Annotated in this window: 22 protein-coding genes and 1 other RNA gene; 11 read left to right on the top strand and 12 right to left on the bottom strand. The window is 22.7% G+C overall.

Translation table 11 applies throughout. From position 1 onward, the window contains the following. Positions 1–161 precede the first annotated feature (161 nt). Positions 162–527: a transfer-messenger RNA gene (gene ssrA / locus RJT65_RS00840) on the bottom strand. A 154-nt stretch (positions 528–681) separates the two neighbouring features. Between ssrA and grxD the strand changes: the two genes are divergently transcribed. Next, entirely contained in the window at positions 682–996 is a 315-nt protein-coding gene (gene grxD, locus RJT65_RS00845; protein WP_343153170.1) for a Grx4 family monothiol glutaredoxin, read from the top strand. A 60-nt stretch (positions 997–1056) separates the two neighbouring features. On the opposite strand, the gene rnt is transcribed toward grxD, so the two are convergent. Next, positions 1057–1728 (bottom strand): ribonuclease T, encoded by a 672-nt coding sequence (gene rnt / locus RJT65_RS00850; RefSeq protein ID WP_343153023.1) that lies wholly within the window; start codon positions 1726–1728, stop codon positions 1057–1059. A 243-nt stretch (positions 1729–1971) separates the two neighbouring features. Here rnt and RJT65_RS00855 point away from each other — a divergent pair, with 243 nt between their 5' ends. From RJT65_RS00855 to ychF, 4 genes are all read left to right on the top strand, one after another. Beyond that, positions 1972–2592 (top strand): Fe-Mn family superoxide dismutase, encoded by a 621-nt coding sequence (locus RJT65_RS00855; RefSeq protein WP_343153026.1) that lies wholly within the window; start codon positions 1972–1974, stop codon positions 2590–2592. Positions 2593–2680: 88 nt separating this feature from the next. Further along, a complete protein-coding gene (locus tag RJT65_RS00860) occupies positions 2681–2827 on the top strand; it encodes a hypothetical protein (protein WP_343153028.1) in 147 nt (48 codons plus the stop codon). Between the two features lie 14 nt (positions 2828–2841). Further along, positions 2842–3237, top strand: a complete 396-nt coding sequence (pth, locus tag RJT65_RS00865) for an aminoacyl-tRNA hydrolase (protein ID WP_343153029.1) — start codon at positions 2842–2844, stop codon at positions 3235–3237. Between the two features lie 77 nt (positions 3238–3314). Further along, complete coding sequence (ychF, locus tag RJT65_RS00870; protein WP_343153031.1) at positions 3315–4412, top strand: redox-regulated ATPase YchF; 1098 nt, start codon at positions 3315–3317, stop codon at positions 4410–4412. A 67-nt stretch (positions 4413–4479) separates the two neighbouring features. Here the strand turns inward: ychF and thrC are convergent, their stop codons facing one another. Genes thrC through thrA form a run of 3 tightly spaced genes read right to left on the bottom strand, consistent with a single transcriptional unit; the run spans position 4480 to position 9166 of the window. Beyond that, positions 4480–5769 carry a threonine synthase gene (gene thrC / locus RJT65_RS00875; protein WP_343153033.1) on the bottom strand — a complete coding sequence of 430 codons (1290 nt, stop codon included), beginning with the start codon at positions 5767–5769 and terminating at the stop codon, positions 4480–4482. Between the two features lie 3 nt (positions 5770–5772). Then, the gene (gene thrB, locus RJT65_RS00880; RefSeq protein ID WP_343153036.1) at positions 5773–6702 is read right to left on the bottom strand and encodes a homoserine kinase; all 930 of its coding nucleotides are present in this window, start codon (positions 6700–6702) and stop codon (positions 5773–5775) included. Between the two features lies 1 nt (position 6703). Beyond that, positions 6704–9166: a bifunctional aspartate kinase/homoserine dehydrogenase I gene (gene thrA / locus RJT65_RS00885; RefSeq protein WP_343153038.1), complete on the bottom strand. Its 2463-nt coding sequence runs from the start codon at positions 9164–9166 to the stop codon at positions 6704–6706. Positions 9167–9574: 408 nt separating this feature from the next. On the opposite strand from thrA, the gene hpt reads away from it, so the two are divergent. Further along, on the top strand, positions 9575–10105 hold the full coding sequence (hpt, locus tag RJT65_RS00890; RefSeq protein WP_343153040.1) for a hypoxanthine phosphoribosyltransferase: 531 nt from the start codon (positions 9575–9577) through the stop codon (positions 10103–10105). Between the two features lie 89 nt (positions 10106–10194). On the opposite strand, the gene pcnB is transcribed toward hpt, so the two are convergent. Both pcnB and dksA read right to left on the bottom strand, forming a co-directional pair. Continuing rightward, a complete protein-coding gene (gene pcnB / locus RJT65_RS00895; RefSeq protein WP_343153042.1) occupies positions 10195–11361 on the bottom strand; it encodes a polynucleotide adenylyltransferase PcnB in 1167 nt (388 codons plus the stop codon). Between the two features lie 138 nt (positions 11362–11499). Next, positions 11500–11952: an RNA polymerase-binding protein DksA gene (gene dksA, locus RJT65_RS00900; protein WP_343153044.1), complete on the bottom strand. Its 453-nt coding sequence runs from the start codon at positions 11950–11952 to the stop codon at positions 11500–11502. 276 nt (positions 11953–12228) lie between these two features. Here dksA and truA point away from each other — a divergent pair, with 276 nt between their 5' ends. The 5 genes from truA (at position 12229) to lpdA (ending at position 21973) form a co-directional block, all read left to right on the top strand. After that, a complete protein-coding gene (truA, locus tag RJT65_RS00905; RefSeq protein ID WP_343153046.1) occupies positions 12229–13047 on the top strand; it encodes a tRNA pseudouridine(38-40) synthase TruA in 819 nt (272 codons plus the stop codon). 554 nt (positions 13048–13601) lie between these two features. Beyond that, on the top strand, positions 13602–16085 hold the full coding sequence (secA, locus tag RJT65_RS00910) for a preprotein translocase subunit SecA (RefSeq protein WP_343153048.1): 2484 nt from the start codon (positions 13602–13604) through the stop codon (positions 16083–16085). A 412-nt stretch (positions 16086–16497) separates the two neighbouring features. Beyond that, positions 16498–19161, top strand: a complete 2664-nt coding sequence (gene aceE, locus RJT65_RS00915; protein ID WP_343153050.1) for a pyruvate dehydrogenase (acetyl-transferring), homodimeric type — start codon at positions 16498–16500, stop codon at positions 19159–19161. Between the two features lie 23 nt (positions 19162–19184). Further along, positions 19185–20420 (top strand): 2-oxo acid dehydrogenase subunit E2, encoded by a 1236-nt coding sequence (locus RJT65_RS00920; protein WP_343153053.1) that lies wholly within the window; start codon positions 19185–19187, stop codon positions 20418–20420. A 143-nt stretch (positions 20421–20563) separates the two neighbouring features. Then, a complete protein-coding gene (gene lpdA, locus RJT65_RS00925; protein WP_343153055.1) occupies positions 20564–21973 on the top strand; it encodes a dihydrolipoyl dehydrogenase in 1410 nt (469 codons plus the stop codon). Between the two features lie 158 nt (positions 21974–22131). On the opposite strand, the gene RJT65_RS00930 is transcribed toward lpdA, so the two are convergent. From RJT65_RS00930 to ftsA, 5 genes are all read right to left on the bottom strand, one after another. After that, positions 22132–22464, bottom strand: coding sequence for a hypothetical protein (locus tag RJT65_RS00930; RefSeq protein WP_343153173.1), 333 nt, complete (start codon positions 22462–22464; stop codon positions 22132–22134). Between the two features lie 5 nt (positions 22465–22469). Further along, a complete protein-coding gene (gene mtnN / locus RJT65_RS00935) occupies positions 22470–22847 on the bottom strand; it encodes a 5'-methylthioadenosine/S-adenosylhomocysteine nucleosidase (protein WP_343153057.1) in 378 nt (125 codons plus the stop codon). Positions 22848–22951: 104 nt separating this feature from the next. Continuing rightward, complete coding sequence (gene erpA, locus RJT65_RS00940; protein ID WP_343153059.1) at positions 22952–23296, bottom strand: iron-sulfur cluster insertion protein ErpA; 345 nt, start codon at positions 23294–23296, stop codon at positions 22952–22954. Positions 23297–23503: 207 nt separating this feature from the next. Beyond that, the gene (gene ftsZ / locus RJT65_RS00945; protein ID WP_343153060.1) at positions 23504–24655 is read right to left on the bottom strand and encodes a cell division protein FtsZ; all 1152 of its coding nucleotides are present in this window, start codon (positions 24653–24655) and stop codon (positions 23504–23506) included. Positions 24656–24714: 59 nt separating this feature from the next. Next, positions 24715–25971 (bottom strand): cell division protein FtsA, encoded by a 1257-nt coding sequence (ftsA, locus tag RJT65_RS00950; protein ID WP_343153062.1) that lies wholly within the window; start codon positions 25969–25971, stop codon positions 24715–24717. Positions 25972–26526: the final 555 nt, after the last annotated feature.

Below are 26526 nucleotides of genomic sequence, written 5' to 3' on the forward strand. Positions count from 1 at the left end.
TTTTTTTAAAATTTTTAACTTTCAATTAAATGATTAACGTTTTTTTAGCAGTAAGATATTTTTTAAACAATCAATTAATTAATTTTTTATTTATTTTTTTTATTGATCAAGAAAATACTTTCATTATTTTTTTTAGAAAAAAAATTTTTAATAAAATTTTTTTTTGGAGCTGGCGGGATTCGAACCCGCGTCCAAAATCTTTACGACATCAGAACTACATGTTTATTCTATTTATAAAATAATTTTTAATTTTGAATAGACACAAAATTAAAATTTTGCTTAATTAAGTAATACATAAAAGTACTAAGCAAAACTTTTTATGTAATCCCTTTTAAGTTAGCTTTCTGTTTATCAAAATATAAAGAGAATAAAAATTTTGAAAGAAAGGCTTTAAAACAGTTTATTAAGCTGCTAAAGCGTAATTTTCTTTTTTTGCAACTATTTTTTTTGGTTTTTTAACGAGGCAAACCAACCCTCGACATGCTCATCAGTTTTCAATAATTTTGTCAAATCCATAAATCAGCCCCTATTTATAAGTGAAATATAATACTTGATTTTAATATAAAAGTCGAAATATTTTTTCAAAAAATATTCTATTTTTTTTATAAAAAAACTAGTTTTAATATTTTGTTAATAGTATAATGATTAAAAAGTACTTATATGTTAAATAGGAGAGAAATTATGGATGCAATTAAAAAAATTAAGTCTCAAATTGAAGAAAATGATATTGTATTATACATGAAAGGAACTCCTACTAAGCCTAGTTGTGGATTTTCTTCTAAAGCTGCAGAAATTTTAACAAAATGTAAAAAAAAATTTTTTTATGTGGATGTATTAGAAAATCCAGATATTAGAACAGCTTTACCAGAATTTTCTAATTGGCCAACTTTTCCCCAATTATGGGTTAATAAAACTTTAGTTGGAGGTTGTAGTATTATTGTAAAAATGTTTGAAAGTGGTGAATTGCAAAATTTAGTTAATAATATTAATAAATAGTAAAAGTTATTTTTCTAACTATTTTGTAAAATAAAATTTATTGATTTTATAAGTTTTTGTTTACTTTTCTATTTTAGTGTTAAGAACGTTGATTTCACTAGTTATAGGAGGCCAACCTCCTAATCGTTTCCAACGATTAACTAATTCACAAAATAAATTAGCTGTTTGAGTAGTATCATACAATGCAGAATGTGCTTGATTATTATCAAAATTTATTCCTGCTATTTTACAAGCTTTAGCAAGTACAGTTTGTCCTAATACTAATCCACTTAATGCAGCGGTATCAAATGTCACAAATGGATGGAATGGATTTGTTTCAAAGTTAGTTCTTTTTGCAGCAGCCATTAAAAAGTTATGATCAAAATTAGCATTATGAGCAACGATGATAGCTCTCGAACAATTCTTTGCTTCTATTCCTTTTTGAACTACTTTAAATATTTTTTTAAGAGCTATTTTTTCGGTTACAGCAGCTCTTAAGGGATTAAAAGGATCAATTTTATTGAAAGCCAACGCTTCTGATTGAATATTAGAACCGATGAAAGGTTGAATGTTAAAATGAAAAGTCTTTTCTTTTTTCAGCCATCCTTTTTCATCCATAGATAGAGTAACCATGGCAATTTCTAATATAGCATCTTTTTTAGGATTAAATCCTGCTGTTTCTAAATCTATAACTACAGGATAAAAACTTCTAAATCGATCGTGAAGAGCATTCATTTCTTGAGTTACAGACATATGTTATTTATCTCGTTATTAAAAAAATATATTTGTATATATAAATTAAAAAAAAATTTGTATTGCTGTTTTTAACAGTAACATTTTTTCATATTATATCAATAGTATTTTTTTTGAAAGATCAATTTTAAAAGAAAAAAAATTATTTAAAATTTTTTAATAGAAGTAGTTTATGAACTATGTTACAATTTTTTTAAAAAAATAGTTTAATTTCTTATAATTTAGTTTTTAATGGTGAAAAAAATGAGTTATAAATTACCAAAATTATTGTATTCATATGATAGTTTAGAGCCTTATATAGATAAAGAAACAATGGAAATACACTATACTAAACATCATCAGACTTATGTAGACAATGTAAATAAAATATTAAATAATACACATTATTCAACCTATTCAGAAAATAAATTAATTAAAGATTTAGATAAAATAGATATAAAAGATAAAGAAAGTTTAAAAAATAATTTAGGCGGACATGTTAATCATAGTTTATTTTGGCTAAATTTAAAATTAGGAACTAAACTTAAAGGAAGTCTTAAATTAGCTATAGAAAAACAATTTTTCTCATTTGAAAATTTTGTTAGGTTATTTGAAGAAGTTGCTTTAAAACATTTCGGATCTGGATGGGTATGGTTAATAAATGATTTAGGAAAATTAAAAATAGTGTCTACTATAAATCAAAATAATCCTTTAATGGGAAAAGAAATTAATGGATTTTTAGGAAATCCTATAATTTGTTTAGATATATGGGAACATGCATATTATTTAAAATATAAGAATAAAAGAATAGAATATATTAAATCATTTTGGAATATTGTTAATTGGGAAGAAGCAGAACGTCGTTTTTTATTAAAAAATAGTTAAAAAAATTTTAAAAAATAAGTGTTCTAATATGTATATTATTTCAATAATATAAATATTTTAAAATCAAGTTAAATTTTAAGGATATGTTTTGAAGAATTATAAAATGTTAATTGGTTTAGGTAATCCAATATCTAAGTATAACGGTACTAGGCATAATATAGGTTCTCAATGCATTCAGTGGATAGCTAATTATTATTCTGTAAAATTAAAATTAAAAAAAAAATTGGTTATTTAGGTTTGTTTAATCAGATGTATTTATTAATTCCGAATACATTTATAAATATTTGTGGAAACTCAATTCTTACAGCTTTGCATCAGTATAATGTTAAAGTTGAAGATATTTTAATATTTCATGATGAATTAGATTTGCCATTAGGGAGTATTCGATTTAAAAAAGGAATTGGACATAATGGACATAATGGTCTTAGAAATATTATTAATAACATAGGAATAGGTAATTCGTTTAAACGAATATCTATTGGTATAGGAAGACCTATAGAAAAATCAGAAGTAGTAAGATATGTGTTGTCAAAATTTAGTCATGAAGAAAAAAGTAAAATTTATGAATCCATTAAATTAATTGTTTATGATTTAAAGCAATTAAAAGAGAATTGGGAAAATTTTTCTATTAAAAAAAGTAATTAAAAATTTTTTACGTTATTTTTTTAAAAAAATAAGAATAAAAAACATATTTTTTAAATAAATATTTAAATAGAGGAAAAATGAGTGTTAAATGTGGTCTTGTTGGTCTTCCTAATGTAGGGAAATCTACATTATTTAACCTTTTAACTAAGTCGGATATCCCAGCAGAAAACTATCCTTTCTGTACTATTCATCCAAATATAGGAGTTTCTCCTGTTATTGATAACAGATTACTTAAAATTGCAAAAATAGCAAATTCAAAAAAAATAATTTATACATATATAAAGTTTGTTGATATTGCAGGATTAGTTAAAGGAGCTTCAAAAGGAGAAGGTTTGGGAAATCAATTTCTCAGTAATATAAAAGAAATTGATGCAATCATACATGTTGTTCGTTGTTTTGAAAATAAAAAAGTTATTCATGTGCACAATTTTATTGATCCTATTCAAGATATAGAAATAATTAATATGGAATTAGCTTTTTCGGATTTAGATTTTTGTGAAAAGAGTATATTAAGAATTAAAAAGCAGGAAAAAAAAAATAATTATAAACATACAAAAAAAATATTTTTTTTAAAGAAATGCATTCAACATCTAGAAAAGTTTTCTACTTTAACGAATATAAATTTAAATGCAGAAGAAAAAGAATATGTTAAAGAATTTAAATTCCTTACTTTAAAGCCAACTGTATATATTGCAAATATAGATAGTAGTTCTAAAAGTAAAGATATATATGAAAGAATGAAAAATTATTTAAAAAAAGAAAAATTTTTTTCTATTCCAATATCTCTAGATAAAAATCTAAACATAGAAAATAAAGAATTTCTACCAAATAATTTAGAAGATAACATTATAAATTCTTCAAATCAGAAAAAAAACTCTTTAAATCAAATTGTAGAAGCTAGCTTAAATTTATTGAATTTACATACATTTTTTACTGTCGGTCCAAAAGAGTCAAGAGCGTGGAATATTAAGAAAAATACTACTGTTGTTAATGCTGCTAAAAAAATTCATTCTGATTTAAAAAAAGGATTTATTAGAGCACAAGTTATGTCTTATTTTGATTTTTTAAGATATAAAGGAGAGAAAAATGTAAAATCTGCAGGAAAATTCAGAAGTGAAGGAAAAAATTATATTGTTAACGATGCAGATATTTTACAAATATTATTTAAAGTATAAAAATTTTTATTTAAAATTAAAAGTTTTTATTAGAGGAATTTTCCCCTCTAATAAAATCATAAAGAAATTATTTTTCTAATAAAAATTTTCTTAATTTAAAAAAATTTGGACGCATATTATGTGATAATAAAGGAAGTTTATATCTATTTTCTAATACTTTAGGAAGTAAAATCTCTTTTTTTAATATTTTTTCAATAGTTTTTTTAAATTTTGCCGGATGAGCTGTTCCTAAAAATAATCCAAATTCATTAGGTTTTATATTTTTTTTCAACAACTTATAGGCGATAGCTGCATGAGGTTCGGAATCGTAACCTAATTTTGATAACTCTTGTAAAGTATTAACAGTTTCATCATCAGAAACACTTCCAAATCCTAATTCTTTTAAATCCCATTTTTTTCTTTTAAATAATTCTTCTACTCTAGGCCAATTATTAGGTCTACTAATATCCATAGCATTAGATATAGTTGAAATAGTATTTTTTGGTTCCCAAATTCCATTTTTTAGGAATCTAGGTACAGTATCATTAGAATTAGTAGCTGCTATAAATGATTTTATAGGTAGTCCTAAAGATTTTGCTAACAGTCCAGCTGTCAAATTCCCAAAATTTCCACAAGGCACAGAAATAACTAATTTAATATCTTTTTGTTTTGGAATTAAGGCAAATGCTTCAAAATAATAACAAATTTGTGCTAATAATCTACTTATATTTATTGAATTAGCTGAATTTAATCCTGTAATTGTTTTTAGTTCTTGATCATTAAAAGCTTGTTTTACTAAAGCTTGACATTCATCAAAACTACCATTTATAGCAATAGTTGTAATATTTTCTCCAAGAGTACAGAATAATTTTTCTTGTAGTTCGCTTATTTTCCCTTTTGGGTAGAGAATTACTACTTTCACATTTTTCATTTTATAAAAAGCATGAGCTACAGCTGCACCAGTATCTCCTGATGTTGCTGTTAAAATTGTAACTATTTCATTTTCATTATTTAAATGAGATAGCATTTGTGCCATAAAGCGAGCACCAAAATCTTTAAATGCTAAAGTTGGTCCATGAAATAATTCTAAACAAGCTATATTTTCAGTAACTCTTACTATTTTGGGACCTGAAAATGAGAATGCTTTCTTTATTCTTTTTTCTAATTCTATTGGTTTTATTTCATTTTTAATAAATTTAGAAAGAATTTTACTACTTCTAGAAATAAAGTCCATTTTTAGTAACGCGGATAATTTTTCTTTTTTAATAATTGGCAAATCTTTAGGGAAAAATAAACCTTGTTGACTACCTAATCCTAATTTTACTGCTTTTGAAAATTTTACTGTTTCATTATGATCTTTTAGATTGTATAGTTTCATGTCTTACCTTATTATTCTAGTTCCTTTCTGGTCTAATTTACAAATGTGTACAAAACCTTGATCATTTTTTAGATAATTTTTAGATAACCAATAAGCTATTTTTTTAGCAATAGAAACATTTTTAGAAATTGCAAATAATGTAGGTCCAGATCCGGAAATTCCAAAACTAATAGCACCTATTTTTTTTATAGTTTTTTTTATATATAAAAAATTAGGTAATGAATTAATTCGATATGGTTCAGCAATAAGATCAATCATTAGTTTTGCTGCTAATTCTTCTTGTTTGCTATGAGATGCATGAATAAATCCTGCAAGATTTTGACTATGTTTTATACATATTTTTTTTTCATACACTTTAGGTAAAATTTTTCTTGCTTTTTCAGTGGGAATTTTAATTCCTGGCCATGCGATAATCCAAAACCATTCTTGAAAATAAGGTATTGATTGACTAATGATATTATTATTTTCAATAATTAATTGCAACCCACCCAAATAACAGGGTGCTACGTTATCGTAATGTATACTACCTGAAATTTTACCTTCTAATCTTCCCATTAATATTAATAATTCTTTAGAAGTTAATGGATCATTACAAAATTTATTCATAGCAACTAATGTTGATACAATAGAACAGGCACTAGATCCTAAACCTGAACCAATAGGCATATTCTTTTCTAATGTAATGCTAAAAGAAATTTTTAAATTAGTTATTTTTTTAAAATAATTCCAACACTTCCATACTATATTATCTTCTATATTTTTAGGTAATTGATTAGAAAATCTTCCTTTATTTATTAATTCAAAATTTTCAGAAGATTTTATAATTACACAATCTCCAAGTAAAGTACCATCTATTGGTGCTAGAGCTGCGCCTAATATATCAAAACCTACTCCTACGTTACCAATAGAAGCAGGAGAATAAATTTTTATCATTTTATGTTCCTAAATTATATGATAATGTTCGTAATAAATCAGAAAACACTCCAGCTGCAGTAACATTATTCCCAGCACCATATCCTTTTAACACTAATGGATTTGGTTGATAATATTTAGTATAAAAAGCAAGTGCATTTTCTCCATTTTTAATGGAATATAACGGATCACTTTTTTCTATTTTTTCTATTTTAACTTTACATTTTCCATTTTTTTCTATTATACCAACAAAACGAAGAATTTTATTTTCTTTTTTTGCTTCTAGTATTCGATTTAAAAATTGAGTGTCTATTTTTTTTAGTTCAAGAAAAAAATCTTTTGTATTTAAATTTAAATTAAATTCTTTTGGTAAAAGAGAATCAATTTCAATATCAGACAATTCTAAATCATAACCAGCTTCTCGAGCTAAAATTAATAATTTTCTTGCTACATCAATTCCTAATAAATCATCTTGGGGATTAGGTTCAGTAAATCCTAATTCTTTTGCCATCATAGTAGCTTTAGATAAAGAAATACCTTGTTCTAATTTTCCAAATATAAATGATAATGAACCAGATAAAATACCTCTAAATTGAATTAGTTTATCTCCAGAATTAATTAAATTTTGAAAGTTTTCTATAACTGGTAATCCTGCTCCAATATTTGTTTCATATAAAAATTTTAAGTCATATTTTTTAGTAATCAAACGAATGTTTCGATAAAGTTTATTGCAAGAAGTATTAGCCTTTTTATTTGAAGCTACTATATGCATGTGGTGTGAAAGGATATCAACATATTTTTCTGCAATTTTTTCACTTGATGTACAATCTATAAAGACAGGATTTATAAATTTATTACTTTTTATTTTTTTTAATAAGTCTTCTAAACTAAATGTATTTTTACTGTTTTCAAATTCTTTCATCCAGTTATTTAAAACTATTCCTTTTTCATTAAAAATTGTTTTTTTACTATTAGAAATTGAGCATATTTTTATGTCTATATTTTTATGTTGTAATATTTTTTGCTGTTTTTTTAATTGATTTAATAAAGTACTTCCTACGCCACCAATTCCTACTAGGAAAACTTCAATAATTTTATAATTCTGATTAAATAAAGCAGAATGTATATTTTGAATAGTTTCAATAACATCACATTTTTTTATTACTATAGAAATAGAATTTTGTGATAAATTTTTTGAAATAGCTAAAATATTTACATTGTTTTTTTGTAATCCTAAAAATAAATTTAAATAGATATTTTTTTTTAACTGAAATTTGTTTCCTATTATAGAAACAATTGATGTATTTTTTATTATTTTAATAGGATGAATTAATTTGTTTTTTAATTCAGTAAAAAGTTCATTTTTTAAAACTTCAAAAGTTTTTTCTGTTTCGTTATCAGAAATGCAAAAATCAAGATTTCCATTGGAAGAATTTTGTAATATTAAAATAGGAGATAGTTCTTTTTGAGATATTTTTGAAAAAATTCTTCCTGTTAAATTATGTATTTCTTTTTTTTCTAATCCAGAAATACTGAACATCGTTATATCATCAAGAGACGTTACTCCTTTTACGGTAGGAGAATTTTCTTTTGAAAAGTTTTTAATTATCGTTCCGCTTGCATTTTTATTTAAAGTATTTTTAATAAGACATGGAATATTAAATTTAGCTAAAGGAGAGATGGTTTTTGGATGTAAGACTTTAGCACCTAAATATGATAATTCCATAGCTTCTGAATATGTTAAAAAATTTAATAATTTAGCATCTTTTACGATTTTAGGATCTGCAGTAAAAACTCCATCAACATCAGTCCAGATTTCGCAATATCTTGCTTCTAAACAAACAGATAAAATAGCAGCAGAGTAATCTGATCCATTTCTCCCTAATGCAACTAATTTTTTTTCTTTATTTCCAGCTATAAAACCAGGCATAAGAATTACATTTTTTTTAGGAATTTTTAATTTTTTGATTTTATTCTTTGAGAGATTAATATCAATTGTTGCGTTTAAGTAATCTCCTATTCCTATTAAAGTTTTAATGGGATTAATAATCGTAATTTGATAACCTTTAGATTTTAAAATGGCATTCATTATAAAAATAGAAAATATTTCTCCACGACTAATAATAGTCGCGTTTAGATTTTTAGGACATTTTTCTAGTAATGATACTGTTTGTAATAAATCTTTTAATTTTAATATCTCTGCATTTATTTCTTCTTTAAGTTTTTCTAAAATTTTTGAAGGCAAAGTTTTCTCTAATTCAGATAAAAATTTTTTTATAATATTTTCAATGAAATTCAATTGAATTAATCTTTTTTTTGTTATAGCGGTTTTAATTGATTCAACTAGGTAGTTAGTTATTTTTTCTGGAGCTGATAATACAATGCTTATTTGTTCATGTTTAATTTTATCTTTAATGATTTCTTCAACAATTAAAAATTTTTTTACGTTACTTAACGACGTTCCACCAAACTTTAATATTCTCATAATTTAAACTCTCCCAAATTTGTGCAATAAATTTACACTGAATTAAGGTAAAATATTATACAAATAAGTTATTTTAAGACATATGTGCTTATGTAGTAATAAGTAGTTAATTTTTATTAAAATTAAAAAAAAATAATTCAGCTAGAATATTTTTTTTAGTTTTTTATTAATATATATAGTATAGCATATGTTTTTATTTCAGACTTTATAGTCTATTTATGAATCAATAAAAAAGGTAAATAAGTAATTAATATTTTTAGAAAAATAAAGTTTTTGCATAAATTTTAACTAAATTTTTTCCTAGATATATAAATAATAATATATTTAATATTTTATGCAAAAATCTATTCATATTTTTTAATAAAAGATGATAAAGTATTGTTTTTATTTCAACTTTTAAAGAGTTTTATGAAACATAGTATTGAAATGATTATTTCTGAATATCAAATTCGTTCTCGTATAAATGAATTAGGTAAAGAAATTAGTTTTTTTTATAAAAATAGCAATAAAAATATGATATTAATAGGTTTATTAAGAGGTTCTTTTATTTTCATGGCAGATTTATGTAGAAGAATAACTTTATCTCATGAAGTAGATTTCATGACAATTTCTAGTTACGGTAAAAGAACGTTTTCAAGTAAAGAAATTAAAATATTGAAGGATCTAGACGAGAATATTTTTAACAAAGATGTATTAATCATAGAAGATATAATAGATTCTGGACATACTTTAAGTAAAGTTTTAGAGATTTTAAATTTACGTCATCCAAAATCTTTATCAATATGCACTTTATTAGATAAACCGGAATGTAGAGAGGTAAATATTCCTATTAATTATGTAGGATTTTCTATTCCAGATGAATTTATAGCAGGATATGGAATTGATTATGCACAATGTTATCGTCATTTACCTTATATAGGAAAAATTATATTTTTATAAGTTTATTTATATAAATAAAATTTTTTAATACAATTGTATATAAATATTAATTTATATATTAAAAAAAATTTTAAGCAAATTAAAACAATCTAATTATTTATTCTTGTATTTACTGCTTTTTTTCTTAAAAAGAAAAAATTTTTTATTAAAAAATATTTATTTTTGTTTAATTTTTTTTTAATTAATTTTTTTTTTAGAATAAATTTAAGTTGATATTTCCAAATATTATTAATTATTAAAAAGTTATTTTGGGATATGTATAAATAGATTAATTTTTTATTACTAATTTTTTTTATTGATTTTTTAAAGGCTATAGAAAAAGAAGTTTTTTTTTGTTTTTTAATTTTTAAAGCAAAATCTAATAATGGGTACCAAAGAATTGCTGAAAATAAAAAAGAAATTTTAAGTTTTTTTTCTTTTAAACTTAATTTTTCTGATCTTTTTATTGCTTCAATAGTGATTATATGAATTATTTTTAGCATTTTTTCATTATAGTATGAATATGGAAATAATATTATTTTTTTAAAAAAATTATATTTTTCTAATTTTTTATAAACTTGCTCTCCATGTTTATTAAGTAATATTTTAATAACTTCATTTAATAATCTATCAGTTGAAACATTTTTTAATAAAATTATTAATTTTTTTATGGGTTTTTCTGTTTTTTTTTCTATTTTCATGTTCAGTTTAACTGAAAAGTATATGATTCTTAATATTCTTATAGGATCTTCTTGGTATCTTTTTTCTGGATTTCCAATAATTCGAATAATTTTTTTTTTTAAATCATAAAATCCATTTACATAATCTTGTAAATTTCGATTAAAAATATTGTAATATAGAGAATTAATTGTTAGGTCTCTTCTTTTAGCATCTTCTTCTATTTTACCAAAATTGTTATCTCTTAATAACATTTGATCATTGTTTTCTTTTTTTTTAAAAAATATACTTTTTTTATTTTTATAATCTTTTCGAAAAGTAGAAACTTCTATAATTTCAGAAAAAAAATATATGTGAACAATTAAAAATCTTTTTCCTATCAATCTGCAGTTATTAAATATTTTTTTTAATTCTTTTGGTGTTGCATTAGTGGCAATGTCAAAATCTTTTGGCTTTTTTTTAAGTAATAAATCTCGTATACTGCCTCCAACTAAATAAGCTTGATATCCTAAATTATTTAATCTAAAAAGAACTTTTATTGCATTTTTACTAATTTTTTTATGAGACAGATTATATCTGTTTTTTTTTATTATAATCATAGTATGATTTGTTTTTTATTTATATAAATTAAAAAATATAATGAATTATGGATATCTAATGATTTCTTTTTATTTTTCAAACAGTAGAATTAGTAAAACGAATTGTTCGTTTTACTAATTCTTTATAAAGTTCATTAATTAACCAATCATTTGTTTTTCTCGAATTTCTTCTAGTGTTTTACAATCAATGCATAAACTAGCTGTAGGGTAAACTTCTAATCTACGTATTCCAATTTCAACACCACAGGTTTCGCAATATCCAAAATCATTTGAAACAATTTTTTTTATAGTTATTTCTATTTTCTTTAATAGTTTATGCTCTCTATGCCTATTTCTTAAAACAAGATTAAATTCTTCTTCTTGAGTAGCTCTATCAATTGGATCGGGAAAATTAGTATTTTCGTTGCACATATTATAAATAGTGGATTGAACTTCTTTTTTTAATGAATCTCTGCATGCATTAAGAATTTTTTTAAAGTGGTTTATTTGATTAATATTCATGTATATTTCATTTTTTTTTTTTTGATATGGTTTAATTTTAGAAAAATTTAAAATGTTTAGATTTAATTTTGTTTTTTTTTCTTTATTCATAGTATTTCCATTATGCTGCTTTACAGTTTATTCCTTAGTTAAAATATTAATTTTATAAAATTAAAAAACTTATAATTTTAATTGCTAGTTGAAATTTTATTTGTGAAATAAATAAAATTTATGTTTATTTTTTAAATTTTAAATTTTTTATTAAAATAATTAAATATTTTTATATATTTACTTTTAGAATTTGAAATATAGTAACAAATTATAATTTATTGATATTATTAATCAAGAAATTATATTAAAATTTTTTAATTACTATATATTTAAATTATGTATTTTTTTTTAAAAGAAAATAGGAGGAAACATTTTATAAATTTTGCAATGGGAATAGAATATAATGGAAAAATGTTTCATGGATGGCAAATTCAAAAAAAAATAACTACTGTTCAGGAAATAGTAGAAAGAGCATTAAGTCAGTTTGCTAATCATTCAATATCTGTTATTGCTGCAGGAAGGACCGATTCCGGAGTTCATAGTATAGGTCAAGTTATTAACTTTCATACTTCAGCAATTAGAGAAAAATTTTCTTGGATTTTAGGAGTAAATTCATATCTTCCAAAAGATATCAGTGTTCGATGGATTAAAGTAGTCCCTGATTTTTTTAATGCTAGACATCATGCTATATCTCGTTTGTATAGATATGTAATTTTAAATACCAAATTTCGATCGGCTTTATTTTTTGATTTTTTTACGCATATACATCAACATATAAATACTAAAAAAATGAATAATGCTAGTCAATATTTATTAGGAGAACATGATTTCTCTTCTTTTAGATCTAGCTTATGTCAGTCATTAGTTCCTATTAGAAAAATATTTAGTATAAAAGTTTTTAGAAAAAATCTTTTTGTAATAATTGAAATAAAAGCTAATTCTTTTTTACACCACATGGTTCGAAATATAGCTGGTTCTTTGTTAGAAGTTGGAATTTCTAAAAGAAAAGAAAATTGGGTATATGAGCTATTACAAAAAAAAGATAGAAAGTTTTGTGCAGCTATGTTACCTGCCAAAGGGTTATATTTAGTTAATGTTGAGTATCCTATCTTTTTTAAAATACCAAAAACTATTGATGAAAGTTTTTTAATTTAATTTTTATAATTATATAATTTAGTTTTTTTAAGAATTAAATTAATTAGTTAGATCTTATTTTTAATAAAAATTATTTTTGAAAAATAATTATTAATTAAATTTTTTGAAAAAAATTAATGAATTATTAAGTTATTTTTCATTAAATTTTATTGAATAATTTATTTTATATATTTTTTTGAAATATTTTGTAAATTTATTTCAAAAAATATTAATTTAATTAATATTCCGTTTAAAAAATATTAATATAATATTAAAATTTTTATAATTTATTATAATTTTAACTAGTAAAAGCGTCAAGCATAGTACATTTATTTATATTTAATTTAGGTTAAAAATTATTTAAAGAAATTAAAATAACTGAATATTTTTTTAAAAAGTTTTGGTTTTTTAAATGACGTTTTTATAGCTATATAAAATTATTTATAGTTATTTTTTTTTGAAATAAAAATTTTTTTAAAAAATAAATTCTTAAATTTGATATTTTTTAATAAAAAATTTTGATGATAGAATATTTAAATATAATAGTAATATTATTTATATAAGAGATCTTTAGAATGTTAATTAATTTATTCAAAAAAATATTTAGTACTCAGAGTGATAAAATCTTAAATTCAATGCAAAAAACAGTGAAAGTTATTAATTCAATGGAGCCAAAATTTAAAAATTTTTCCGATAAAAGATTGAAACAGAAAACAGATGAATTTAGAAAATATTTAAATCAAAATGGAAATTTAGAAAATTTAATTCCAGAAGCATTTGCAACTGTACGAGAAGCTAGTAGACGTATTTTAAACATGAGACATTATGACGTTCAAATTTTAGGAGGATTAATATTACATAAACAGTGTATTGCTGAAATGCAAACAGGAGAAGGAAAAACATTAACTTCTACTTTACCTATATACTTAAATGCTTTAAAAGGAAAAGGATGTCATTTAGTTACAATGAATGACTATCTTTCTCAAAGAGATGGAAAAAAAAATAAATTTTTATTTGAATTTTTAGGTTTAAGTGTAGGAATAAATTTTTCCGGAATATCTACAGAATTAAAAAGAAAAGCATACTTATCAGATATCACTTATGGAACCAATAATGAGTTTGGGTTTGATTATCTTAGAGATAACATGGTCTTTAGTTCTAAAGAACGAGTACAACGTGAATTATATTATGCCTTAATAGATGAAGTAGATTCAATTCTAATTGATGAAGCAAGAACTCCGTTAATTATATCTGGAGTAGAAAAAGAAAATTTAGACATATATTCTAAAATTAATAAAATTATTTTTCACATGAAAGAAAAGAAAAAAAAAGAATCTATATTTTTTAAAGGAAATAAATATTTTTCGGTAGATGAAAAATCAAAACAGATACATTTAACTGAAATAGGATTAACAAAAGTTGAGAATTTATTGGTTAATCATAATTTAATTGATAAAAAGTCATTATTATACACAGTAAAAAATATAACTTTAATAGAATATATTAATAATGCATTAAAAGCAAATATATTATTTAAAAAAAATGTTGATTATATTATTAAAAATAAAAAAATTATAATAGTAGATGAACATACAGGTAGAATAATGAAAGGTAGAAGATGGTCAGATGGTTTGCATCAGGCAATAGAAGCAAAAGAGAATGTAAAAATTCAAAATGAAAATCAGACGTTAGCATCTATTACTTTTCAAAACTATTTTAGATTATATAAAAAATTATCAGGTATGACAGGAACAGCAGCAACAGAAGCTTCTGAATTTAATTCTATTTATAACTTAAAAACAGTAGTTATTCCAACTAATAAACCTATGATTAGAAAAGATTATTCTGATTTAGTATACATAACTGAAAAAGAAAAAATTAATTCTATAATTCTTGATATACAACAAAATATTATGAAAAAAAAACCAGTATTAGTAGGAACTACTTCTATTGAAAAATCTGAAATTATTTCCAATAAATTAAAAAATTTAGGAATTAAACATAATGTTTTAAATGCTAAATTTCATTCTCAAGAAGCAAATATCATAGCAGAGGCAGGAAGACCAGGAGTTGTAACTATTGCAACAAATATGGCAGGAAGAGGAACAGATATTGTTTTAGGAGGAAGTTTTAAAAAAAAATATTGTAAAAATAAAAAAAATTTTTTGTATAAAAATAACTGGAAAAAATTAAATCAAACAGTAGTTGAAGCAGGTGGTTTACATGTTATTGGTACAGAAAGACATGAATCTAGAAGAGTAGATAATCAATTAAGAGGAAGATCGGGGAGACAAGGGGATCCAGGTTCTTCACAGTTTTATTTATCTATGGAAGATTCTTTAATACGTATTTTTTCTTCAAAAAGAATTATTAATACTTTAAAAAAATTAGGAATAAAAAAAGATGAAGCAATTCAGCATAAGTGGATAACCATAGCTATTTCTAATGCTCAAAAACGAGTTGAATATAGAAACTTTGAGATTAGAAAACAGTTATTAGAATATGATGATATAGCAAACAATCAACGTAAATCAATCTATTTTCAAAGAAATATATTATTAACTGTTAAAGAGGTTAGTAAAAATATTTTTTTATTTATAGAAGATGTATTAAAAAAGGTTATTAAAAATTATATTTCTGGAAAATTTTTTTCTAAGTCTTGGGATTTAGTGGGATTGGAAAAACGATTAAAAACAGATTTTAACGTAAAATTTTCGCTTATAAATAAAGTAAATTTAACAAAAGAATTACAACAACATAAAAAATTAACTGAGTATATAACAAATAAAGTTAAAGGTTATTATATATCTAAAAAAAAAATTTTTGGTATAAAAAAAATACAAGAAATAGAAAAATCAGTATTATTGCATAATTTAGATTTTTTTTGGAAAGAACACTTATTAAATATGGAATATTTAAGAAAAGGAATACATCTTAGAGGATATGCACAAAAAGATCCTAAATTAGAATATAAAAAAGAATCTTTTAAAATGTTTTTTAAAATGATTCAGATTGTTAAATATGAAGTTGTTATTAATTTAATGAATTTTAATTCATAAATTGTTTTTTTATTTTTTGTCAAAAAAAATTTTTAAAAAATATTTTTAATATTTTTTTAAAAAAAATAATTTATATAAATAAACTTTTTTAGTATTAAAATTTTTAAAAGTATAATTTTTAATTAAATGTATATATTTTAAAAAAATATGTTTTTTATAAATATATTTTTTTAAAAATTAATTTTAGTTAGTTAAAATTAATTTTTTAAAAAATATTTTTAATAAGTTAAAATCAATTTTTGGTAAAATCAAATTACGATTTTTTTATAACAATTTTATTATTAATAACCTTTAAAAAATAAAAAAATGTTAATTATTAAAATTAATTTAACAAAATTTATTATAGAAATATAAATATATCAATTTTTTTAACATTAAAACAAACATGTTCTGTATATAAAGGATTTTATTTATGCGAAAACATTTAAGTAAAGATATAGATCCTATTGAAACTAAAGATTGGATAGAAGCAATTGAATCAGTAATTGATTATGAAGGTATAGAAAGAGCAGAATTTCTTATATCAGTAGTATTAAAAAAAATTTGTAAAAAAAAACCAAATTTTTTAAATTTTAGCTATTTTCAGAATTATATAAATAGTATTTCAGCAGAAAAAGAACCAGATTATCCTGGAAATTTAGCATTAGAAAAAAAAATATGTTCATTTGTTCGATGGAATGCAATAATCATGGTTTTGAGAGCTTCTAAAAAAAATTTAGATTTAGGAGGACATTTATCATCTTTTCAATCGTTTGCTACAGTCTATGAAGTTTGTTTTAACCATTTTTTTAAAGCAAAAAATGATTATCATCCAGGAGATTTGATATATTTTCAAGGTCATGCATCTCCAGGGATTTATGCTCGTGCTTTTTTAGAAGGTCGTATTTCAAAAGAGCAAATGAATAATTTTAGACAAGAAATAGATGGAATAGGATTATCTTCTTATCCTCATCCTAAGTTAATGCCTAATTTTTGGCAATTTCCTACTGTTTCTATGGGTTTGGGTCCAGTTTCAGCAATATATCAAGCTAAATTTTTACGATATTTAAATGATAGAAATTTAAAAGATACTAGCAATCAAACAGTATATGCTTTTTTAGGTGATGGAGAAATGGACGAACCTGAATCAAAAGGAGCAATAACAATAGCAACCAGGGAAAAATTAGACAATTTAATTTTTATTATTAATTGTAACTTACAAAGATTAGATGGTCCAGTTATGGGTAATGGGAAAATTATACATGAGTTAGAAAATGTTTTTTCAGGAGCCGGTTGGAAGGTAATAAAAGTAATATGGGGTAGTAGATGGGATCAACTCTTAAAAAAAGATTTTTCTGGAAAATTAGTTCAATTGATGAATGAAACTGTTGATGGAAATTATCAAACTTTTAAATCAAAAAATGGAGAATATATAAGAAAAAATTTTTTTGAAAGATATAAGGAGACTAAAGAATTAGTAAAAAATATGACAGATGAAGATATTTGGTCATTAAATAGAGGTGGACATGATCCTAAAAAAATTTATGCTGCTTTAAATTTAGCGAAAGAAAAAGATGGTAGACCAACGGTTGTTTTATTCCATACTATTAAAGGTTATGGAATGGGAAAAATAGCAGAAGGAAAGAATATTGCTCATCAGATAAAAAAAATGACAATTTCAGACTTACAATATATTAGAGATAGGTTTAGTATACCTGTTAATGACGAACAAATTTCAAAGTTGCCTTATGTTACTTTAAAAAAATTTTCAGAAGAGTATAATTATTTACATAATAAACGAAAAAAATTAGGAGGATATTTACCTGCAAGAAGTTCAAAATTTGATAAAATGTTTGAAATTCCTTTATTAAGTGATTTTTCTTCATTATTAGAAAAACAAAATAAAAAAATTTCTACTACAATCACTTTTGTTAGATTTTTAAACATTATGTTAAGAAATATTAAAATAAAAGATTTTTTAGTTCCTATAGTTGCAGATGAAGCAAGAACTTTTGGAATGGAAAGTTTATTTAGAAAAATAGGTATCTACAATACTAAAGGTCAAAAATATATTCCTCAAGATTTAGAGCAACTTTTATATTACAAAGAAGAAGAAAATGGTCAAATTTTACAAGAAGGAATTAATGAATTAGGAGCTGGAGCAATATGGTTAGCAGCAGCTACTTCATATAGTAGTAATAATTTTCCAATGATTCCATTTTATATTTTTTATTCTATGTTTGGTTTTCAGAGAATAGGGGATTTGTTTTGGGCAGCTGGAGATCAGCAAGCAAGAGGATTTTTAATCGGTGCAACATCAGGTAGAACCACATTAAATGGGGAGGGATTGCAACATGAAGATGGACATAGTCATATTTATTCTCTAACAGTTCCTAATTGTATTTCTTATGATCCTGCTTATGCTTATGAAATAACTGTTATTCTTCAAAATGGATTAAATAGAATGTATGGTAAAAAACAAGAAAATGTTTATTATTATATAACTACAACAAACGAAAATTATTCTATGCCAGCTATGCCTAAAAATTCTGAAATAGGTATTATAAAAGGAATTTATCAGCTAAAAAAATCTGAAAATAAAAAGTATAAGGTTCAATTAATGGGATCTGGAGCTCTTTTACAAAGTGTTTGGGAAGCTGCTAAAATTCTTTCTTCTAAATACTCAATATCATCAGATATTTATAGTGTTACTTCTTTTACTGAATTAGCAAGAGATGGTCAGGATTGTAAAAGATGGAATTTATTGCATCCAATGGAAAAACCTAAAACCCCTTATATTTATCAAGTTATGAATTCCTCCCCGGCTGTTGCTTCCACTGATTATATGAAATTATTTGCGGAGCAGGTTAGAGCTTACATTCCTACAAAACATTATTTTGTATTAGGTACAGATGGTTATGGTCGTTCAGATAGTAGAGAAAAATTACGTTATTATTTTGAAGTAGACGCTCATTATATAGTAGTGGCAGCTTTAGGATTATTAGTTGAATGTGGATATTTAGAGTCTACAATAGTAAAACAAGCTATTTCTAAATTTAATCTTAATGTTAACAAAATTAATCCTCGTTTAGCATAAAAGAATTAAAAAGGATAATAAAAGTGAGTATCGAAGTTAAAATTCCAGATATTGGTTCAGATTTAGTAGAAGTTATTGAAATTTTAGTTAAAAAAAATGATAAAGTAAAAAAAGAACAAAGTTTAATTTTAGTAGAAGGACAAAAAGCTTCCATGGAAATTCCTTCTCCAGATTCAGGTGTAATAAAAAAGATTTCTGTTAATGTAGGTCAGAAAGTAAAACATAACGATGTAATTTTAATTATGGAAAAAGTTAATGATAAAATAAGTTCTAATCCTAAAGATTTTTTTAATATTGTTAAGGAGGATAAAGAAGTAAATACTATTTTAAATGCTGATGATTTAAAAAAAAAATCATCTTTTCATGCTACTCCATTAGTTCGTCGTTTAGCAAGATTATTACAGATAGATTTAAAAAACTTGTCTGGATCAGGAAGAAAAGGAAGAATTTTAAAAGAAGATCTTGAATTGTATAAAAATAGAAAAAATAAAGAAGAAAAATTTTTAAATTCTAATAAAGAAAATATTAATTATAACATTTATGAGATAGAACAAGAGGATAAAAAAAGTAATCGAGTTATATTTACTAAAATTCAAACAGCATCAAGTTACAATTTGCAAAAAAGTTGGAATACTATTCCACATGTTACTCAATTTTATGAATCGGATATTACAGAACTAGAAAAATTTAGAAAAGAAGTAAATATTATTAAAAACTATAAAGTAAATGAACAAATAACACTGCTTTCTATCATTACTAAAGTAGTAGCAAAGTCTTTAAAAAAATTTCCTTTATTAAATAGTTTTTTTTCTAATAAAAAAAATGGTTTTATTTTTAATGAAGATATTAATATAGGAATAGCAGTAAATACTAGTGAAGGTTTATTAGTTCCTGTTATAAAAGAAGTTAATAAAAAAGAATTGTTTCAGTTATCTTGTGAAATAAATAAAAAATGCAGAGATGCAAGAAATAATACATTAACATTACTTGATTTTCAAGGAGGAAGTTTTACTATTTCAAGTTTAGGAAAATTAGGAGGTAAAGGATTTACACCTATAATAAATGCACCCCAAGTAGGAATTTTAGGAGTTTCAAAAACAATAGTTAAGCCTATATGGAAAAATAAAAATTTTTCTCCTTGTTTGGTATTACCTTTTTCTTTATCGTATGATCATCGCATTATTGATGGTGTATATGGTGCTAATTTTATGGAATATGTTAGTCAATTTTTATCTGATATTAGGTTATTAACCTTATAAATATAAGACTTTATTTTAAAGTTAGTTATATATTATATATATAAATAATAGTTATTATAATTTGAATATTTATATTTAAGAAAAAATAATATTTTTTTTAAAAAATTTACATTATTTAAAAATATTTAGGAAATAAAATAAAAATGTGTATTAAAAGCAATAAAAATATTGTCATAATAGGAGCTGGACCAGCTGGATATACAGCTGCTTTTCGTTGTGCAGATCTAGGTATGAAAACTACTTTAATAGAACGTTATCAAAATTTAGGAGGAGTTTGCTTAAATGTAGGTTGTATTCCTTCTAAAAGTCTATTGCATGTAGCTAAAACTATTAATCAAAGTAAAGCTTTATCGAAATGTGGGGTTATGTTTGCTTCTCCAATAATAAACATAAAAAAATTGATAAATTGGAAAGAAGAAAATATAAATAAATTAACTTTTGCTTTAAGTCATATGGCAAAAAAAAGAGGTATTAAGGTCATAAAGGGTACTGCAAGATTCATTTCGAAAAATGAACTAATGATTTCTTCAAAAAAAGAAAACCATAAAGTTAAATTTAGTGATGTAATTATTGCAACAGGTTCAAAATCAGTAAAATTACCTTTTATTTCTTATAAAAATAAAAGAATTTGGACTTCTACAGAAGCATTATCTATTCCTTTTATTCCTAAAAATTTGTTAATTATTGGTGGAGGTATAATTGGATTAGAAATGGCAACAATATATCATTCATTAGGAACAACGATTGATATTACAGAAAATCATAATCAAATTCTTTCAACTGTTGATACAGATATTATAAAAATATTTTTAAAATCTATTAAAAATAAATTTAATGTAATGTTAGAAACAAATATTTTAGATATAAAAGAAGTAGAAGATGGATTATTAGCAACAATAGATTACAGAGGAACAGGAAAAAAAACAATAGTATATGATGCTATTTTAGTGGCAGTAGGTCGAATTCCTGCAATTAATGAATTAGAAATAGAAAAAATTGGTGTTGAAATAAATAATAAAGGATATATAAAAGTTAACAAACAATTACAAACTAACATTGAAAATATTTATGCTGTTGGTGATGTTATAGGGCAACCTATGTTAGCACATAAAGGAATACATCAAGCAAAAATAGCAGCAGAAGTAATATCAGGAAAAAAACATTTTTTTGACCCCCAGGTTATTCCAAATGTAGCATATACAGATCCAGAAATAGCTTGGACTGGTATTACTGAAAAAGATGCTAAAAAATTAAATATAAATTATAAAATAGCTACATTTCCTTGGAGTGCTTCAGGAAGGGCAATAGCATCTGATTGTTCTTCTTTAGGATTAACAAAATTAATTTTTGACAAAGATACTAAAAGATTAATAGGAGGTATTATAATAGGTAGAAATGCAGGAGAATTATTATCTGAAGTTAGTTTAGCTATTGAAATGGGATGTGATGCACAAGATATTGCATTAACAATTCATGCACATCCAACTTTATCAGAAACAATTTCTTTAGCAGCTGAAGTTTATGAAGGAACGATAACCGATTTAATGAATTAATTCTATTAAACAGTAGTAATTATAAGATTTTACAAATTTTTTTTTAATACGAGCTATTTGACATATAGTTCTATTTATTTTAAGAAAAGAACTATATGTTTTTTAAAAAAAAATCTAAAAAAATGGATAAATAAAAAAATATTTTTATGATTTTATATCTAAAAAGTAGATAATTTTATTTTTTTGTAGCTTAAATTTGTTAAAATTTCTACAATAATTAAATAAGACTTAATGGAAATTAAATGTATATTTTTTTTAAATTCTTTTTTAGAGTTTTGATTAGAACAATCAGATATTATTTTGATGCTAAGAAAAGGTATTTTGAATATAAAACAAACATGAGCAATAGCACAAGCTTCCATATCTATAGCTATAGCTAAAGGAAAATTATTTTTAATAGAGTATGTTTTTTCTTTTAAAAAAGTATCTCCAGTTACCAGCATTCCTAAAAAAAAAGAGAATTTTTTATTTAAACATGACTGAATAGAAATTTTTTTTAAATAAGAATTAGAAAAAAAAAATTTGGTAAATTAGGTATTTTTCCAATAGGATAATCAAAAGCGGTTAAATCAACATCATGATAACATGTTTTTTGCGAAATTATTATGTCAAATATTTGTATATTTTTTTTTAAAGAACCACAAGAACCTATATTAATAACATAATTAATTTTATATTTTTCTAATAATAAGGTGGTAGCACAACTAGCATTAGTTTTTCCAATATCACATTGCAATAAAAAAAAATTAATTTTTTTAAAAATTCCTATATATAAAATATATTTTCTTAAATTAATTTTTTTATATACATGTAATTTTTTTTTGATTTCATTTAACTCTTTTTTTATGGCAACTATAATTCCTATATTAAGCATAATTTTTTTAAAAAAGATGTATGTTTAAGCTATTATTTATAATAACAGTTTTTTTTAAAATTAAAAATTTAATAATATGTATTAATAAAAAATATTTAGAAAAATTATATACTAAATGATAATCCACAACCGCATGTAATTTTTGCATTTGGATTGGAAATAAAGAATTTAGATCCTTCTAAATTTTCTATGAAATCTAAAGTTCCTCCTATAAGGTATTGAAAACTTATGTAATCTATGATTATAGGAATATTAATTTTTTTAATACAGATATCATCTATATTCATTTTTTTATCAAAAACAAAACCATATTTAAAACCGGTACATCCTCCTCCCGAAATATAAATTCTAAAATTTAAATTTAAATTTTGTTTTTTCTTTGATAATTCATTTATTTTTTTTTTAGCTGTTTTAGAAACAAAAAATTTTTCTTTATTTATTTCGGACATAATATTTTTATATTTTTTATATAAGATGTTTAATTGATTTTAATTAAACTTTTATTAATAATTTATATAATAACAATTAATTTAAATAATCTCTATATTTTTTATTTTTAGAAAAAATATTTTTTAAATATTTTAATTTATAAATTATTTTTTTTTTATAAAAAAGTTAAATAAACTATTTTTTTTTTTTTTTTATTTAGTAAAAATTTATTTTTTTCTTAAAAATGCAGGTATATCTAAATAATCTATGTTTTTTTTAGTAATGTATTCTGAATTTATTAAATCTTCTTTTTTTTTATTATCCTCTTCTAAAAAAATAGATTTTTCTAGGTTATTTTGTTTATAATTTAAAATATTTTCTTGAATAGGTTGTTGAATAGAAACATTTCTTTCGTAATGATTGCAAGTTATATTTATTCCTGTTGCTATAACAGTAACTCGGATCGTATTTTTCATTTTTGGATCTAAAGAAGTTCCGATAACTAAAGTTGTATGATCAGAAGTAAATGATCGAACGATATTTCCAACAGTTTGAAATTCATTTAGTTTAAAATCTGAACTGGCAGTTATGTTTACTAATACTCCTTTAGCATTTGATAGATCAATGTCTTCCAATAAAGGACTAGAAATGGCTATTTTTATTGCGACTTCAGCTCTGTTTTCCCCTGAAGATGATCCTGTTCCCATCATAGCATATCCCATTTCTGACATTACAGTTTTAATATCAGCAAAATCTACATTTATTAATCCAGGGCGAGTTATAAGTTCAGAAATTCCTTGTATTGCTCCATTTAAAACATTGTTAGCTTCGCTAAAAGCATCTAATAAGGAAATTTCTTTATTTAATACCTCAATTAACTTATCATTCGGTATAATAATTAATGAATCAACATTTTTTGATAATTCAAGTATTCCTTTTTTTGAAAATTCTATTCTTTTTTTTCCTTCGAAATTAAAAGGTTTAGTAACAATAGAAACAGTTAATATACCCATTTCTTTTGCTAATTTAGCAATAATAGGAGTTGCTCCTGTGCCTGTTCCTCCCCCCATTCCAGTAGCAATAAAAATTATATCAGCTCCTTTTAAGATAGTTTTTAGAATATCTCGATCTTCTTCTGCTGAACGTTTTCCTATTTCTGGATTTGCGCCTGCTCCTAATCCTTTAGTGATTCGTTTTCCAATTTGTATCTTTTTTTTTACTTCCACTTTTTCCAATGCTTGAGCATCAGTATTTATAGCAAAAAAATCTACTCCTTCTATTTTTTCTTTGATCATGTATTCTACAGCATTACACCCCCCTCCTCCTACACCTATGACTTTAATAACAGCGTGAATATTATTTTTATTTTCTTCAGACATAGTTACTCCAATTGTTATTGTATTAAATATTTTTAAAAATTTTTAAAAAAATCTTGTATTTAATTTTTTTTGTTAATCCAACAATTAATTTTTTTAAACCATTTTTGAAAAAATTTTTTATTCTTAACATTTTTTGTTTCTTTTAAAATTTTATTTTTTCCATATTTTAATAATCCGATTACTGTTGAATAGTTTTCAGTGTTAAAATTTTCTGTTAATCCTTCTATTTTTTTAGATTTTTTTATTTCTATATTTGTTTTAAATATTTTTTTAGCGAGAGCATCTAAATTTTTTATTTTTGATGCACCTCCTGTTAATATTATCCCTGCAAATAGTTTTTTTCTAATCTTTTTTTCATTGATAGTTTTAAAAAATATTTGTAGTTTATTTTTTGCCAAATTTAACAGTTCAATGTATCTAGCATCAATAACATGATGTAACAATTTTTTTTCAACATATATTATTTTATTTTCATTAAATGTAGTTATTTCAATTCTTTTTGTTTTATTATCATTTTGTTCATCAGAACATCCATGCTCTATTTTAATTTTTTCAGCATCTTTTTTTGAAATAGAAAAAATAGAAGAAATGTCATTAGTAACCATATTCCCTGCATATGGAATAACAGAACTGTAACAAATAAATCCATTTATATGTATAGTTATATCCATGGTTCCACCACCGATATCAATCATACAAACTCCTAATTTTTTTTGTTCTCTAGTAATTATAGCTTTATTAGAAGCTAATCCTGAAAAAACAACTTCATTTACCTTTAATCTGCAGTTATTAACTGATTTTATAAAGTTCTTTAATATTTCATTGTTACATGTAACTAGGTGTACTTCCACTTGCATTCTAATCCCAGATAAACCTAAAGGATTTTTTATTCCAAATTTTTGATCAATTGAAAATTCTTTTGGAATAATATGTAAGATTTTATGTTCATTATTAATTTTTACAGATTGAGCAGTATATATAGCATTTTTTATATCTTTTTTTGTTACTTCCTTTTCAGAGAGCGGAACTATTCCTATTTCATTTTGATAATGAATATATTTTCCAGATATAGCTAGATAAACAGAAGAAATATTAAATCCAGCCATATCTTCAGCTTTTTTAATAGAATTCTTAATTGCTTTAGAAACAGATTTCAAATCATTTATTTCTCCATTTTTAATTCCATGAGATTTATGACTACCCATTCCAATTATGTTCATTAAATTATTTGGTAAAATTTCTCCTATTAAAGTAACGACTTTTGTCGTTCCTATTTCAAGCCCAACTATTATTTTTTTTTCTGTTAATTGAGTCATTTTTAATCCAAATTAAAGTGTTTATATATAATTTATAATTATTAATTATGTGTAATTGGATTATATTTTAATATAAAAATTAAATTAATTTAAATACGATTTAATATTTAGTATTGTTTTAATAAAACTGTGTAATATCTATTTATTATAAAAAAAATTTTTTGTTTATTTTTTTTATTTTTTAATTTTAATAAAAAAATATGTTTAATTTTATTAAATAATTTTTTAGTTAAACTAATTATAAAAATATATTTTTATTTTTACGTTTATATGTAGAAATAATTAATTTTTAATTGATAAAAAAACTTTTTTTAAGAAATATTTTTTATATATATTTTAAGAAAATTTTCTTTATAGAAATATTTTATTATTTATATTTTTCTTAAAGTAAAAAAATAATATTAAAATTTTTTATATTAATTTTTATAGTTTGAAAAAAAATTTTTTTTAAATTTTTTCAGCATTTTCTACATTATTAAGTAATTCCTTATTTTATTTTTATTATTCAATACTTTTAATAGTATAAAAATAATTTTATAAGTTCACTCTTACTAT

Source organism: Buchnera aphidicola (Mindarus japonicus), from assembly GCF_039393905.1.
Taxonomy (GTDB): Bacteria; Pseudomonadota; Gammaproteobacteria; order Enterobacterales; family Enterobacteriaceae; genus Buchnera_A; species Buchnera_A aphidicola_B.

Excerpts from the sequence above, each read along its gene's own strand:
- grxD (WP_343153170.1), top strand. The coding sequence starts at position 682 with ATGGATGCAATTAAAAAAATTAAGTCTCAAATTGAAGAAAATGATATT.
- hpt (WP_343153040.1), top strand. The coding sequence starts at position 9,575 with ATGAAACATAGTATTGAAATGATTATTTCTGAATATCAAATTCGTTCT.
- truA (WP_343153046.1), top strand. The coding sequence starts at position 12,229 with ATGTATTTTTTTTTAAAAGAAAATAGGAGGAAACATTTTATAAATTTT.
- ychF (WP_343153031.1), top strand. The coding sequence starts at position 3,315 with ATGAGTGTTAAATGTGGTCTTGTTGGTCTTCCTAATGTAGGGAAATCT.
- pcnB (WP_343153042.1), bottom strand. The coding sequence starts at position 11,361 with ATGATTATAATAAAAAAAAACAGATATAATCTGTCTCATAAAAAAATT.
- aceE (WP_343153050.1), top strand. The coding sequence starts at position 16,498 with ATGCGAAAACATTTAAGTAAAGATATAGATCCTATTGAAACTAAAGAT.
- ftsZ (WP_343153060.1), bottom strand. The coding sequence starts at position 24,655 with ATGTCTGAAGAAAATAAAAATAATATTCACGCTGTTATTAAAGTCATA.
- thrA (WP_343153038.1), bottom strand. The coding sequence starts at position 9,166 with ATGAGAATATTAAAGTTTGGTGGAACGTCGTTAAGTAACGTAAAAAAA.
- RJT65_RS00855 (WP_343153026.1), top strand. The coding sequence starts at position 1,972 with ATGAGTTATAAATTACCAAAATTATTGTATTCATATGATAGTTTAGAG.
- dksA (WP_343153044.1), bottom strand. The coding sequence starts at position 11,952 with ATGAATAAAGAAAAAAAAACAAAATTAAATCTAAACATTTTAAATTTT.
- rnt (WP_343153023.1), bottom strand. The coding sequence starts at position 1,728 with ATGTCTGTAACTCAAGAAATGAATGCTCTTCACGATCGATTTAGAAGT.
- erpA (WP_343153059.1), bottom strand. The coding sequence starts at position 23,296 with ATGTCCGAAATAAATAAAGAAAAATTTTTTGTTTCTAAAACAGCTAAA.
- lpdA (WP_343153055.1), top strand. The coding sequence starts at position 20,564 with ATGTGTATTAAAAGCAATAAAAATATTGTCATAATAGGAGCTGGACCA.
- thrB (WP_343153036.1), bottom strand. The coding sequence starts at position 6,702 with ATGATAAAAATTTATTCTCCTGCTTCTATTGGTAACGTAGGAGTAGGT.
- pth (WP_343153029.1), top strand. The coding sequence starts at position 2,842 with ATGTATTTATTAATTCCGAATACATTTATAAATATTTGTGGAAACTCA.
- thrC (WP_343153033.1), bottom strand. The coding sequence starts at position 5,769 with ATGAAACTATACAATCTAAAAGATCATAATGAAACAGTAAAATTTTCA.
- ftsA (WP_343153062.1), bottom strand. The coding sequence starts at position 25,971 with ATGACTCAATTAACAGAAAAAAAAATAATAGTTGGGCTTGAAATAGGA.
- mtnN (WP_343153057.1), bottom strand. The coding sequence starts at position 22,847 with ATGCTTAATATAGGAATTATAGTTGCCATAAAAAAAGAGTTAAATGAA.
- secA (WP_343153048.1), top strand. The coding sequence starts at position 13,602 with ATGTTAATTAATTTATTCAAAAAAATATTTAGTACTCAGAGTGATAAA.